This is a genomic window from Arthrobacter sp. 01N444, assembly GCF_056399305.1.
Window position 1 is genome coordinate 19,501 of the sequence record NZ_JBFTRB010000011.1, and the last position, 13,488, is coordinate 32,988.

The 13,488-nt window shown below is 68.5% G+C and carries 12 protein-coding genes; 1 reads left to right on the forward strand and 11 read right to left on the reverse strand.

Features of this window, described 5'->3' with window-relative positions; all coding sequences use genetic code 11:
- Nucleotides 1-7: 7 nt before the first annotated feature.
- The 11 genes from AC1DKN_RS13420 to dxr all read right to left on the reverse strand — a co-directional run bounded on the left by AC1DKN_RS13420 (nt 8) and on the right by dxr (nt 11,660).
- Nucleotides 8-1,420 (reverse strand): pyridoxal phosphate-dependent decarboxylase family protein, encoded by a 1,413-nt coding sequence (locus tag AC1DKN_RS13420; RefSeq protein WP_476859055.1) that lies wholly within the window; start codon nt 1,418-1,420, stop codon nt 8-10.
- A gap of 67 nt (nt 1,421-1,487) precedes the next feature.
- Nucleotides 1,488-2,282 carry a sulfite exporter TauE/SafE family protein gene (locus AC1DKN_RS13425; protein WP_028277113.1) on the reverse strand — a complete coding sequence of 265 codons (795 nt, stop codon included), beginning with the start codon at nt 2,280-2,282 and terminating at the stop codon, nt 1,488-1,490.
- A gap of 41 nt (nt 2,283-2,323) precedes the next feature.
- Entirely contained in the window at nt 2,324-4,135 is a 1,812-nt protein-coding gene (locus AC1DKN_RS13430) for a proline--tRNA ligase (protein ID WP_476849421.1), read from the reverse strand.
- Nucleotides 4,136-4,580: 445 nt separating this feature from the next.
- Nucleotides 4,581-5,351 (reverse strand): hypothetical protein, encoded by a 771-nt coding sequence (locus AC1DKN_RS13435; protein WP_476871548.1) that lies wholly within the window; start codon nt 5,349-5,351, stop codon nt 4,581-4,583.
- Nucleotides 5,352-5,393: 42 nt separating this feature from the next.
- A complete protein-coding gene (locus tag AC1DKN_RS13440; RefSeq protein ID WP_223914221.1) occupies nt 5,394-6,281 on the reverse strand; it encodes a GNAT family N-acetyltransferase in 888 nt (295 codons plus the stop codon).
- Nucleotides 6,244-7,410: a flavodoxin-dependent (E)-4-hydroxy-3-methylbut-2-enyl-diphosphate synthase gene (ispG, locus tag AC1DKN_RS13445; protein WP_028277109.1), complete on the reverse strand. Its 1,167-nt coding sequence runs from the start codon at nt 7,408-7,410 to the stop codon at nt 6,244-6,246. The genes AC1DKN_RS13440 and ispG overlap by 38 nt, the downstream gene beginning before the upstream one ends.
- A 49-nt stretch (nt 7,411-7,459) precedes the next feature.
- Nucleotides 7,460-7,750 (reverse strand): YciI family protein, encoded by a 291-nt coding sequence (locus AC1DKN_RS13450; protein WP_476856456.1) that lies wholly within the window; start codon nt 7,748-7,750, stop codon nt 7,460-7,462.
- Between the two features lie 58 nt (nt 7,751-7,808).
- Nucleotides 7,809-8,315 (reverse strand): hypothetical protein, encoded by a 507-nt coding sequence (locus tag AC1DKN_RS13455; RefSeq protein WP_476871549.1) that lies wholly within the window; start codon nt 8,313-8,315, stop codon nt 7,809-7,811.
- Nucleotides 8,312-9,007: a MarR family transcriptional regulator gene (locus AC1DKN_RS13460; protein ID WP_476856458.1), complete on the reverse strand. Its 696-nt coding sequence runs from the start codon at nt 9,005-9,007 to the stop codon at nt 8,312-8,314. The genes AC1DKN_RS13455 and AC1DKN_RS13460 overlap by 4 nt, the downstream gene beginning before the upstream one ends.
- Nucleotides 9,008-9,125: 118 nt before the next feature.
- Complete coding sequence (locus tag AC1DKN_RS13465) at nt 9,126-10,457, reverse strand: M50 family metallopeptidase (RefSeq protein WP_476856459.1); 1,332 nt, start codon at nt 10,455-10,457, stop codon at nt 9,126-9,128.
- Nucleotides 10,458-10,475: 18 nt separating this feature from the next.
- A complete protein-coding gene (dxr, locus tag AC1DKN_RS13470; RefSeq protein WP_476871550.1) occupies nt 10,476-11,660 on the reverse strand; it encodes a 1-deoxy-D-xylulose-5-phosphate reductoisomerase in 1,185 nt (394 codons plus the stop codon).
- Between the two features lie 164 nt (nt 11,661-11,824).
- Between dxr and AC1DKN_RS13475 the strand changes: the two genes are divergently transcribed.
- On the forward strand, nt 11,825-13,354 hold the full coding sequence (locus AC1DKN_RS13475) for a lipase maturation factor family protein (protein WP_476871551.1): 1,530 nt from the start codon (nt 11,825-11,827) through the stop codon (nt 13,352-13,354).
- Nucleotides 13,355-13,488 lie beyond the last annotated feature (134 nt).

The following is a 13,488-nucleotide window of genomic DNA, read 5'->3' on the forward strand; positions in this document are numbered from 1 at the left end:
CCCGCAGTCAGCCCCGCACCGCCGCCAGCGCGTCGCGGACGGCGTCGACGGCGACTCTGACGTCGGCGTCGTCCGTGCTCCAGTTGCTCACCGAGATCCGCAGGATATCGCGGTCCTGCCAGCGTGACCCGGACATCCAGACCCGGCCATCAGCCATGACCCTCTCCGTCACGGCCCGGGTCACGGCGTCGTCGCCAAACGCCAGGGACACCTGGGTGTAGTCGACGTCGTTGAGCACCTCCACGCCGTCCAGCGCCCCGAGCTGCTCGGCCAACTGCGCGGCCCGCTGCACGAGCGTGCGGACCTGGCTGGCGACGCCGTCGCGGCCCAGGGATTTCAGCGCCGCCCACACCGGGACGCCCCGCGCGCGGCGGGAGAGCTCAGGCACGGACTCGAACGGGTCCCCGGCACCGTCCGCGGCCTGGATCAGGTAGCTGGTGTGCAGCCCCATCGCCGACCGCAGGGCCTGGGCGTCGCGCACGATCACGATCCCGCAGTCGTACGGGACGTTGAGGGTCTTGTGCGCATCCGTCCCCCACGAATCGGCCAGCCCGAGTCCCGCGGTCAGGGCGGACAACTCGGGCACGGCGGCCGCCCAGAGTCCGAAAGCCCCGTCCACGTGCACCCAGGCGCCGTGCGCCTTCGCGACGGCGATGGCCTCGGCGAAGGGGTCGAAGGCGCCCGAATGCAGGTTGCCGGCCTGCAGGCACACCAGGGCCGGGACCGGGCGGCTGTCCTCCCCCGCACGGAGCGCAAGGTCCAGGGCGCAATCCAGCTCGGCCGGGATGATGCGCCCCTGGCGGTCGGACGGCACCACGGTGGGACGTCCCAGGCCCAGGTAGCGCAGGCCGAGGTCGATGGTGTCGTGCCGTTCCTGCCCCGCAAAGCAGCGGATCCGGGGCGCACCGGCGAGGCCGTCGCCGTCGAGGTCCCAGCCGGCGTCGGCCATGAGCCGCCAGCGGGCGGCGGCGAGGCCGGTGAAGTTGGCCATGGTGGCGCCGGTGGCGAAGCCGACGTCGGACTCCCCGGGCAGACCCAGCAGCTCAAGGATCCATTTGCCGGCGGCTTCCTCGATCGCGGCGGTGGCGGGCGTGGCGAAGCGCAGCCCCGCGTTTTGGTCCCAGGCGCTGAGCAGCCAGTCGGCCGCCAGCGCCGCCGGCAGCGTGCCGCCGATGACCCAGCCGAAGAACCGCCCGGACGGCATGGCCATCAGCCCGGGTTCGGCCTTGGCCGCAAGATAGTCCACCACTTCCGCCGCCGGCATGCCCTCTTTGGGCAGCGGTCCGCCGAAGTCGGCCGCCAGCTCGGCCGCCGTGACCTGCGGCCCGATTCGGCGTGTTCCCTGGCTCTCAAGCCACCGGCGTGCGTGTCCGGCCGCGGCCTCGAGGGCATCCCGGTAGCGTTCCTCACCTGCTGACATAGCTGCATGCTACGCCCGGGGCCAGCGGACCGGGAGTCCCATGCGGGTTGCCGCGGAACCAGGCGGCTTAGGACAGGTTGTCCTGCCAGACGTCGGAACCGAGCTTGATGATCAGCGCGCCCACCACCACCAGGAACACGATCCGGATGAACTTGCTCCCCTGCCGGACCGCAGTCCGGGCACCGAGGTAGCCGCCGGCCATGTTCGCCATGCCCAGCAGCAGCCCGAGCCCCCACAGCACGGCGCCGTGCGGAACAAAGAACAGCAGGGCGCCGGCGTTGGTGGCCACGTTCACGATCTTGGCCTTGGCGCTGGCCTCCAGGAAGGCGTAGCCCATGGCCGAGACGAGGGCGATGATCAGGAACGAACCGGTGCCGGGACCGATCAGGCCGTCGTAGAAGCCGATCACGCCGCCGATCAGGCAGGCCACCACGTAGTGCCGGTGCCCCTCGTGGCGCAGCTTGGTCAGCTCACCGATGCCGGGCTGGAAGGCGGTGAAGAGCGCGACGGCGATCAGCGCCAGCACGATGATCGGCTTGAACACGCTGGCCGGCAGGTTGGCGGCCAGCGCCGCACCGCCGTAGCTGCCCGCGAGCGCGATCGCTGCCATGGGCAGGGCGGTGCGCAGATCGGGCCGGACGCGGCGGTAGTACGTGGCCGCGCTGGTGCTGGTGCCGAAGATGGAGCCCATCTTGTTGGTCGCCAGCGCCTGGACCGGGCTGATGCCCGGCACCAGGAGCATCGCCGGGAGCTGGATGAGCCCGCCGCCGCCGACGACGGCGTCGACCCATCCGGCCGCCAGACCGGCCACGACGATCAGGATGACAGTTCCGAGCTGGATCGATTCGAGTCCGGAGACCATTACTTAGTACGGCTTAGTACGGCGCCCGGGACGGCGCGGCATCAGCTGTTGCGCACGGCGTTGACCACGTAGTCAACAGCCTTGTCAACGGCTACATTCTCGGCACTGCCGCTGCGGCGGTCCTTGATCTCCACGACGCCGTCCACGAGTCCGCGCCCGACGGCGAGGATGGTGGGGACGCCGACGAGTTCGGCGTCGCCGAACTTCACGCCGGGGGAAACCTTGGGGCGGTCGTCATAGATGACGTCCAGGCCGGCAGCCTCGAGCTCCAGGGACAGTTTTTCGGCGGCGGCGAAGATCTCCTCGCCGCGGCCCACGGCCACAACGTGGACGTCGGCGGGGGCGACGGCGCGCGGCCAGACCAGGCCCCGGTCGTCGTGGTTGGACTCGGCCAGGGCCGCCACGGCGCGGGTGACGCCGACGCCGTAGGAGCCCATGGTCACCACCACCTGCTTGCCGTTCTGGTCCAGGACTTTCAGGTCCAGGGCGGCGGCGTACTTCCGGCCCAGCTGGAAGATGTGGCCCATTTCGATGCCGCGGGCGGTTTCGAGGGGACCGGAACCGTCGGGCGCCTCGTCGCCGGCGCGCACCTCGGTGCACTCGATGACTCCGTCCCAGCCGAAGTCGCGTCCGGCGACGAGGCCGAAGACGTGCTTGCCGGCCTCGTTGGCGCCGGTAACCCAGGCAGAGCCGCTGACGACGCGGGGATCCACGAGGTAGAGCAGCTTTGCGGCGCCCTCGCTGCCCAGCAGCGGCGCGTCCAGGGACATGCCGGGGCCGAGGTAGCCCTTGACGATCAGGGGCTGCTTCTTGAGGTCGTCCTCATTGGCGGCTTCGAGCGTGATCTCGCCGGCAATCGGCAGGAAGGACCCGATGTTCGCCTCGACGCGCTTGAGGTCCACACCGCGGTCTCCGGGGAGGCCGATGACGACGATCTGGCGTTCGCCGGTGGGCAGCGTCACGGCGAGGACGACGTTCTTGAGGGTGTCGGCGGCGGTCCAGGGGCCGCCGTCGGCCTCTGTGCGCGGAACCAGCACGTTGGCGGCGTCGACGAGGGTCTCGATGGTGGGGGTGTCCGGGGTGTCCCTGACTTCGGCGGCCGGGGCGTTGCTGAAGTCGATGTCCGCGGGGACCACGGTGGTGACGGCCTCGACGTTGGCCGCGTAGCCGCCGGCCGAGCGCACGAAGGTGTCCTCACCGATCTCGGTGGGGTGCAGGAATTCCTCGCTCTTGGACCCGCCCATGGCCCCGGCGGTGGCAGCGACCGGAATCACTTCGAGGCCGAGGCGCTCGAAGATCTTCAGGTACGCGCCGCGGTGGGCGGCGTAGCTGTCGTCCAGGCCGGCGTCGTCGACGTCGAAGGAGTAGGAGTCCTTCATGATGAATTCGCGGCCGCGCAGCAGGCCCGCGCGGGGACGCGCCTCGTCGCGGTACTTGTTCTGGATCTGGTAAATGCTCAGCGGCAGGTCCTTGTACGAGGAGTACAGGTCCTTGACCAGCAGGGTGAACATTTCCTCGTGCGTGGGGGCCAGAAGGTAGTCGTTGCCCTTGCGGTCCTTGAGCCGGAAGATGCCCTCGCCGTATTCGGTCCAGCGGTTCGTGGCCTCGTAGGGTTCCTTGGGCAGCAGCGCCGGGAAGTGGACTTCCTGGGCTCCGATGGCGGTCATTTCCTCGCGGATGACCTGCTCCACTTTGCGCAGCACACTGAGCCCCAGCGGCAGCCAGGTGTAGATGCCGGGCGCGGCCCGCCGGATGTAGCCGGCGCGGACCAGGAGCCGGTGGCTGGCCACCTCGGCGTCGGCGGGATCTTCGCGCAGGGTGCGCAGGAACAGCTTGGAGAGTCGAAGGACCACAGGTGGGGTATCCGTTTCTGGGGAAGTGCGGGCAAAGCCTAAGAAAAGCATCTAGGTACTAATCTACCGTCCAGAGCGCCCCGCCTTGCCGCGCCGGCCCCGCTGCGCCCCCGCTACGGCCCCGCTTCTCCTCCGCTTCTCCCCCGCTTTTGCGGAGCGCGGCGCATGGAAGAGCCACGCCATAACTGATGGAAGCCCCTGGCCGTTTTCCGGCTGGTCATCCCGTCATGGCGTGGCTCCGTGGCCCCAGCACCCCCAGATCTCAGGCTGCGAGCTACTTGGTGTCGTCTCCAGGCGTTGTCGTCCCCGGAAAATGCGTTGGGGAGTGTGCGCGCCTATGCGACACGGCTAGGTAGAACCTATGTGCCATGCGGCCGGGAAGCAATAGTCTGCAACCGGATATTTTCGGCATGTCGTTGCGGATCCATGCGCGGCGGCAATCGGGCTACTTCCCGACGAGCGCGGCGGCCTGATCCAGTAATTTTCCGGCCCGGGAGATGGCGTCGGCCTCGCTGCCGCCACCTGCCGCGCTGACGGTGATGAGAACGCCGTCCTGGATCACCTGTCCGGTGATCGCAGATTGCTTCCGGCCACCCGGCAGTGCGGTGTCTGTCCGGTACGCGACGGTGCCCGGGGTTGAGCCGACTCCGGCCAGCTTGGTCAGTTTGAGGTCCACTTTGGTGCCATTGGTCGTGAATGAAAGGGCTGAGCACTTATTGAAGTCCTCGCCCTGGGCGAGTCCCTTCTTGAGGAGCTTGGCGTCAGCCCGGAACGCCAGGGAGACACCCGTGGAAGCGCCCGTCCCGGCATCTTGGGCCACCCCCGCCGCGACCGCCGTGCCCTCGGTCGAGGCTGCCTGGCCACCAAGGGCCAGAGCCGCGCACTCCGCGGGTTCCACCGAGATCGATGCCAGCAAGGACTTTGCCTGTTCGACCGACTTCTTGAGATCGGCAAGCGGCATCACGGTGAGCGGCTTGCCGTGCGCATCCTTCAACTGTGCCACGAGGGCCGTCAGTTCATCGCTCGTGTAAGCCTTGGCTTGCGTCTGGGTGGGAGTAGGCGTCACGGCCGCGCCGGGAACCGTGGTTGCGGCCTGGGCTTGCGCACTCTTGGCTGTATCCGGCGAGCCGGTGGGCGTGCCACATGCGGCCAATCCCATGGCGCCCCAGGCGAGGAGCGCCGAGGCCCCGAAAATGCGCAGCACTGATGTCTTCATGTTTCCCCCAATAAACTAGACCGGCCAGCCGGCATTTGCCCGCTAGAAGAGCACTGTAGCGAACGTGCCCACCTGGCGAAAGCCCACCCGATCGTAGGTGGCGCGCGCCTTGGCGTTGAACCCGTTGACGTACAGGCTGGTCACCGGCGCGAGGGTCTGGGCGAGGACGACGACGGCGGCCATGTAGCCCGCGCTCAGTCCCAGTCCGCGGAAGTCGGGATTCATCCAGACACCCTGGACCTGGGTCACTTCCGGCGTGACCGCGCCGAGTTCGGCTTTGAAGACCACATCGCCGGCGGCGTTCACGTGCACGAGGGAATGGCCCTGGCGGATGAGGCTCTTGACGCGCCGGCTGTAATACTCCCTGCCGCCGAGGTAGGGCGAATAGCCCACTTCTTCCTCAAACATTGCGGCGCATGCGGGCAGGATCTTGTCGAAGTCAGCCAGCTGGCCAAAGCCGAGTGCGGGCTCTGGCCGGACGGCGGGCGGCCCCGCAATCGTCAGCAGGGGCTGGTGGTCCCGGACTTCGTGGGCCGTCTGGCCGAGCTGCTCCAGCGCCGCGTAGAGAGCCAGCACAGTTTCGGCGGGGCCAAAGATCGAGGCGTAGCGGCGCCCGGAGCGGTGCGCGGCCATCGCAATGAGGCCGGCGAGCTCGGGCGCCAGCTCGATCGGCACCAGGTTGGCGCCGGCCCAGCAGGCACCGAGGAGGGTGCCGCCGTCGAACACGCCAAGAATGCTGGCGCCCCCGGCCGTGGGAGACGCCGTACCGGCGGTCTCCAGGTGCGAGAGGATGAAGACATTGGCGACGGCGTCCCGGTGCGCCAGGGCCAGCAGTTGTCCGGTGTCCGCGCCGCCAAGGACCCGGACGACGACGCCGGGAGCGGCGTCGTCCTTACGAGACGCTAACCACGGGGCTACCCTTGACAGCATCTTCGCCATCGGCGTCCCCCATCTCTTCTGCGATACGCATGGCTTCTTCGATCAGTGTCTCAACAATCTGATCCTCCGGGACAGTCTTGATGACCTCGCCCCTGACAAAGATCTGGCCCTTGCCGTTGCCGGAGGCGACGCCGAGATCGGCCTCGCGGGCCTCGCCGGGACCATTGACCACGCAGCCCATGACTGCCACGCGCAGCGGGACTTCCATGCCTTCCAGGCCAGCGGTGACCTGCTCGGCGAGCGTGTAGACGTCCACCTGGGCGCGGCCGCAGGACGGGCAGGAGACGATTTCCAGCTTGCGGGGGCGCAGGTTGAGCGACTGCAGGATCTGGTTGCCCACCTTGATTTCCTCGACCGGCGGGGCCGAGAGGGAGACGCGGATGGTGTCGCCGATCCCGCGGGAGAGCAGGGCGCCAAACGCCGTGGCGGACTTGATGGTGCCCTGGAAGGCCGGTCCGGCCTCGGTGACGCCGAGGTGCAGGGGCCAGTCGCCCTTTTCGGCCAGCATCTCGTAGGCGGCGACCATGATGACCGGATCGTTGTGCTTGACGGAGATCTTGAAGTCGTGGAAACCGTGCTCCTCGAAGAGCGACGCCTCCCAGACGGCGGATTCCACGAGGGCCTCCGGGGTGGCCTTGCCGTATTTCTTCATGATGCCCGGTTCCAGGGATCCGGCGTTGACGCCGATCCGGATGGAGGTGCCGTGGTCCTTGGCGGCGCGGGCGATCTCCTTGACCTGGTCATCGAACTTGCGGATGTTGCCCGGGTTCACGCGCACGGCGGCACAGCCGGCCTCGATCGCGGCGAAGACGTACTTCGGCTGGAAGTGGATGTCCGCGATCACCGGGATCTGGGACTTCTTGGCGATGATCGGCAGCGCCTCGGCGTCATCGGCCGACGGGCAGGCGACGCGCACGATGTCGCAGCCGGAGGCCGTGAGTTCCGCGATCTGCTGCAAGGTGGCGTTGATGTCGGTCGTCGGCGTCGTGGTCATGGACTGGACGCTGATGGGCGAATCGGAGCCGACGCCGACTGATCCCACCTTGATCTGGCGCGTCTTGCGGCGGGGGGCAAGAACGGGGGGCGGTGCTGACGGCATTCCCAGGCTGACCGAGGTCACATGGACTCCCTTTTAGAATTCGAAGTTGCGAAGGTGCGGGCGGGACGGGCTAGGCGTGCTCGGCCAGAAGACCGGTCAGCGGCGCCCACACGGTGGTGCGGGTGCCCGAGATGGCACCGGCGGCTGCGAAGGGGTCCTGCCGCAGAAGGTCGTTCAAGGCCGCCTCATCGGCGGCCTTGAAGATGAGCAGCGCGCCTGCACCGTCGCCGTAAGGGCCGCTGGCCAGCAGGGCGCCGTCACGGGCAAGATCCGCGGTCCATTCGCGGTGCGCCGGGCGGCTGGCATCGCGGACCTCGGATGATTCGGCGTCGTACACGTACTCCACAGCAAAAACAGTCATATGGATACACTATCGCCCTGTTTGCCCGGTTCCCATCCGGAGGCTCTGGGGCACGCGGTCAGCCGAGGAAGAGGACCTTGGCCAGGGCGGCGACACCGGCTGCCCAGAGCATGGAGGTGAGTGTTCCGATGATGAACCGCTCGGCCGCCACCGGGGTGGCTTTCAACTCGGCAAACCGGCCGAGGCCCTTGATGGCCACGACGTAGGCGATGGCGACGGGCTGGCCGGCCAGGATCGCCAGGCACACGGCGAACCGTTCCAGGATGCCGATAATGGCACCGCCGCGCAGGATGCGCACGCTGCTGACGGTCTCGGCGGGCGGCGCGGCGGCTGCCGCTGCCGGGGTAGGCGCTGCTGCGTCCGGCCCGGCCGGCTCCGGGGCCGCCTGGAGGTCGGGGTCCGTGGTGGAGTCGGCGGCGGGGTCCTCGGCCGCGTCCCCGCCGGCGCCGCTTCCGGCGTCGGCCCGGTCATCAATGGTGCGGGCGAGGCGGAACACCCAGGCAGTGACCGGCCAGCCGACGAATCCTGCGGTGAGCAGGGCCAGCGTGATCCAGAGGGCGTTCACTTCTCTCCTTCGGTGCTGTCGTGGGCGAGGGTCAGCAGCAGTTCTGCGGCCGGCCTCGCGGCCCATTCTTCCTGCCAGCCCGAGCGCAGGACTGCGCGGCTCACCGACTGCTCCGTGATTCCGAGTTTCTGTGCTGCTATTTTTTGGCTGCCGTGGGTTCCGTGGGTGTCTTGCCGCACCGAGCGCAGCACGTCCACCACCTTCCATTGCGCCGCGGTCCGGTCCTGGACCAGGCGGCCAATCAGTCGGAGCACCGCCTCCGCATTGGCGCAGGCCCTGGCCCCCTGGGATCCGCTGGCGCCGTCCGCGGCCGTGGTTGCTGCATTTGCATTTGCCCGACGGCGGTCGCGGCCGGCAACCACGGCGAGGGGAACATGGGCGGCCGCCCCCTTGGCCCGGTCGACGGCGGACCGGGCCGCCACGAAGGCGGGACCGGAGCCTTCGCGCGGGCTGGCGGGCAGCGGCAGGTCCACCTCCCCCACTCCGATCCCGACATACCAGCGGCCGCTGCGCAGGGCGTGAAGGGCGATCTCCACCACCTCGTCGGCCCGTTCCACGACGCCCTGGACCTCGTCGCCCACCGAACGCTCAAAGCGCCCGGCGGTGGAGAGTGCGCTGAGCCCCTTCAGGAGGCCGGGGACCCGGTCGATGTCGCCCGTGCTGCCGCGCTGGTCGATTGTCATGACGTACATGACCCCAGCCTAGGGAGCTGATCGGGAATAATCAACCGTTTTCAACTGATTACTTAAAATCAGCCTAAATAGGCTTATGAATGATAGTCAGCGGAATTTGGCTGAAATACCAGCCGGCCTATCCGAAGAGGTTGACCGGCTTGACGATGTCGGCGTAGATCAGCAGCGCGCCCATGCCCATCAGCAGCACCGCCACCACATACGTCACCGGGAGCAGCTTGGCGATATCGAAGGCGCCGGGATCCGGGCGGCCGAACAGCTTGGCGATCTGGCGCCGGGCCCCCTCGTACAGCGCGCCCGCAATGTGGCCGCCGTCGAGCGGCAGCAGCGGAATGAGGTTGAAGACGGCCAATGCGAAGTTGAGTCCGGCCAGCAAGCCCACCAAGGCGGCGAAGCGGGACTGCAGCGGGACCTCCTCCATCGCGGCGACCTCGCCGGCCACGCGGCCCACGCCCACCACGCTGATGGGGCCGTTGGGGTCCCGGGGTTCCTCGCTGAAGGCTGCCTTGGCCACGCCGGCCACGCGCTCCGGCAGGTTCACCACCACACCGGCGACCTGCTTGATGTTCTCCCCCGCCATCGGCAGCACGGCCGACGCCGGCTGCTGCACGAGTGCCGTCTGGGCGCCGATGCCCAGGAAGCCGACGTCCTGGTATTGGAGGCTTCCGTCAGCGGCCTTGGCCTGGCGGCCGTCGGGACCGAGAACCGGGCGGGCGGAGAGTACGGGCGTGACGGTTGTCGAGACGGTGGCGCCGCCGCGCTCCACGGTGATGCTCACCTGCCGGCCCGCCGAGGCGCGGATCCAGCCGGTGAGTTCGTCCCACCTGGTGACGGCCTTGCCGTCGAAAGAGGTGATGGTGTCATTCGGCAACAGGCCCGCGGCCGCGGCCGGGGTGGGCTTGCAGTCGGCGGAGTCCGGGTCCACGGTCTCGCCGGCCTTGACCTGGCATTTGGAGACGTCCGCGATCGTGGTGGTCTGGCTGGCGGTGCCGAATCCCATCAGCAGCACCGCGGTCAGCACGACGCCGATCAGCAGGTTCATCGCGGGCCCGCCGAGCATGATGATGATCTTTTTCCAGACCGGCAGCCGGTAGAAGACCCGGGTTTCGTCGCCGGGGCCGATTTCCTCGTGGGCCAGGGAGCGGGCATCGGATGCCAGTGACTGGAACATTCCGGTGCTGGAGGTGCGGACGGTGCCGTCTTCCTTGTTCGGCGGGTACATCCCGATCATGGACACGTAGCCGCCCAGCGGGATGGCTTTGAGGCCGTACTCGGTTTCGCCCCTTTTCTTCGACCAGACGGTGGGTCCGAAACCGATCATGTATTTGGTCACGCGGACCTTGAAGAGCTTGGCCGGGAGCAGGTGCCCGACTTCATGCAGGGCAATGGACACGGCGATGCCGATCGCCACGAAGACGACACCGAGGACAAAGAGGAGGACGGGGCTCATACTGTGATCTGCTGCTTCCTAGACGCTTCTTACGGCTAAACGTTCGTGGGTGCGGGCGCGTGCCCATCTTTCAGCATCCAGTACGGACTCCACCGTCAGCCCGGAGGAGCCTGAGTGTTCGCTGAGGACGGCATCGATGGTGTCCACAATGTCGGTGAACCGGATCTGCCCGGCGTGGAAGGCCATCACCGCTTCCTCGTTCGCGGCATTGAACACGGCCGGGAAGGTGCTGCCCTGCGTGGCGGCCGCCTTCGCGAGGTCGACGGCGGGGAACGCCACGGTGTCCAGCGGCTCGAACGTCCAGCTGGTGGCCTTGCTCCAGTCGCAGGCCCTGGCGGATCCGGGGACCCGGTCCGGCCAGCCGAGGCCGAGGGCAATGGGCAGGCGCATGTCCGGCGGCGAGGCCTGGGCGATCGTGGAGCCGTCGACGAACTGGACCATGGAATGCACCACGGACTGCGGGTGGACCACGACGTCGATCTTCTCCAGGGGGATGCCGAAGAGCAGGTGCGCCTCGATCACCTCCAGGCCCTTGTTGACCAGGCTGGCGGAGTTGGTGGTGACCATCAGGCCCATGTCCCACGTGGGGTGGGCCAGGGCGTCCTGCGGTGAGACGTCGTGCAGTTCGTCCCGGGTCTTGCCGCGGAACGGCCCGCCCGATGCCGTCAGGATCAGCCGGTCCACTTCCGCGGCGGAGCCGGAGCGCAGGCACTGGGCAATGGCCGAGTGCTCCGAATCCACGGGGACGATCTGCCCTTCGCGGGCCGCGGCCTTGACCAGGGCGCCGCCGACGATCAGGGACTCCTTGTTGGCCAGTGCCAGCGTTGCCCCGGAGGCGAGGGCGGCCAGGGTGGGGGCAAGTCCGATCGAGCCGGTGATGCCGTTGAGGACGACGTCGGCGGTGATTTCCGCGACCCGGGTGGAGGCGTCGGGGCCGGTGATGAGTTCGGGGCTGTACCCGATGAGTCCTGCCGCGCGGGCGGCGTCGTCGATCATGCGCCGGAGGGCGGAGGCATCACCGGAGGCGACACCGACAGCCTGGGCGCGGGTGTGGACGGCCTGCCGGGCCAGGAGTTCGAGGTTGCCGCCGCCGGCGCTGAGCGCGACGACCTCAAAAAGGTGCGGGGCGCCGTCGACGACGTCAATCGCCTGTGTGCCGATGGAACCGGTGGACCCGAGGAGGACGATTTTGCGCGGCTGCATGATTCAAGTATCCCGCACCGCGCCGGTGCGCCGCGTCCGCCTCGAGGTGGCACTTCACGGCAGCCGCGGCGTGCAGCAGTGCCGTGAAGTGCCAGCTCGACGCCGTCGGGTTGAGTCTTCCGCCGCTCGTTGACGCAGCAGGGCGGAGGCGTAACGTGGAAAACGTGGAGTGGACCGCGTGGTTCGACGCGCCGGAGTACGAGTTCGCCCGGCAGGTGCTGCAGCGCAGCACCGCCACCCTGTATTTCGTGGCCTTCCTCTCCTCGCTGAACCAGTTCCCGGCCCTCCTCGGCGAGCGCGGCCTGTTGCCGGTGCCGGCGTATCTCGAGGGCTTCAACCGTCTGGGCCGGCCCAGCCTGTTCCGCTGGCGCTACTCGGACCGGCTGCTGCGGACGGTGTGCTGGAGCGGCATGGCCATTGCCGCCACGCTCATCGCCGGGCTGCCGCAGCTCGGGCCGCCGTGGGTTCCGCTCATCGCGTTCCTGACCCTGTGGCTGTTATACATGTCGATCGTGAACGTGGGGCAGACGTTCTACGGCTTCGGCTGGGAAATGCTGCTGCTGGAGGCCGGGTTCACGGTGGCCTTCCTTGGCTCCGACGAGACTCCCCCGCCCCGGACCATCCTGATCCTGCTGGTCTGGCTGGTGTTCCGGCTGGAGTTCGGGGCAGGCCTGATCAAGATCCGGGGCGGCCAGGAATGGCGGGACCTGACGGCCCTGTACTACCACCACGAGACCCAGCCGATGCCGGGGCCGCTGAGCCGGCAGGCCCACCTGCTCCCCAAGGCCTGGCACCGGCTGGAGGTCCTGGGCAACCATTTCGCCCAACTGGTGGTGCCCTTCTTCCTCTTTGCCCCGCAGCCCCTGGCCAGCGCTGCCGCCGGAATCATCATCTTCACCCAGCTGTGGCTGGTGGCGAGCGGAAATTTCGCCTGGCTGAACTGGATGGCGATCATCCTGGCCTTCGCGGCGGTCAGCGATCCCGTGGCGCACGCCGTGATTCCGGCGATCCCGCTGGACTGGCATGCCGCGGCTGTGTCCCCGTCCGCAGGAACCGGAGCAGGAGCGGCGGTGGGCGCGGCGGTGGGCGCAGCGGTGGGCAGCCAGGCGCCGGTTCCTTGGCTGGTGGTGGTCCTTGTGGCCACCGTGCTGCTGGTGGTGCTCAGCTACCGGCCCATCGAGAACCTCTTCTCCCACCACCAGTTGATGAACGCATCCTTCAACCGCTGGCAGTTGGTCAACACCTACGGCGCGTTCGGCACCGTCACGAAGCGGCGGATCGAGATCGTGGTGGAGGGGACCCTCGACGAGGACCCCGGGGACGACGCGGACTGGCGGGAGTACGGGTTCAAGGGCAAGCCCGGCGACGTCCGGCGCATCCCGCGCCAGTACGCCCCGTACCACCTGCGGCTGGACTGGCTGATGTGGTTCCTGCCGCTGCGTACCGTGCACGAGGAGTGGTTCTACGCGTTCCTGGCCAAACTGCTGGCGGCGGACCGGCCCACGCTGCGGCTGCTGCGCCACGACCCGTTCGACGGCGGACGGCCGCACTGGATACGTGCCACCAGCTACCTCTACCATTTCTCCACCCGGGCCGAGTTCCGCGCGACGGGCCAGCGCTGGATCCGGACCCCGCTGTATGTCGTCATCCCGCCGTCCCGGCTCCCGGCGCCGCGCCCGACGTCGGAGGCGTGAGGCCCGGCGTCGGAGGCGTGCGGCCCGGGGCGGTGCGGCCCCGGGCGGTGCGGCCCGGCGCGGTGCGTTCCCATGGGCCCGTTTACCGCAAATGGCCGGAATGAGTGTCGTCATTCCGGCCATTTGCGGCAATT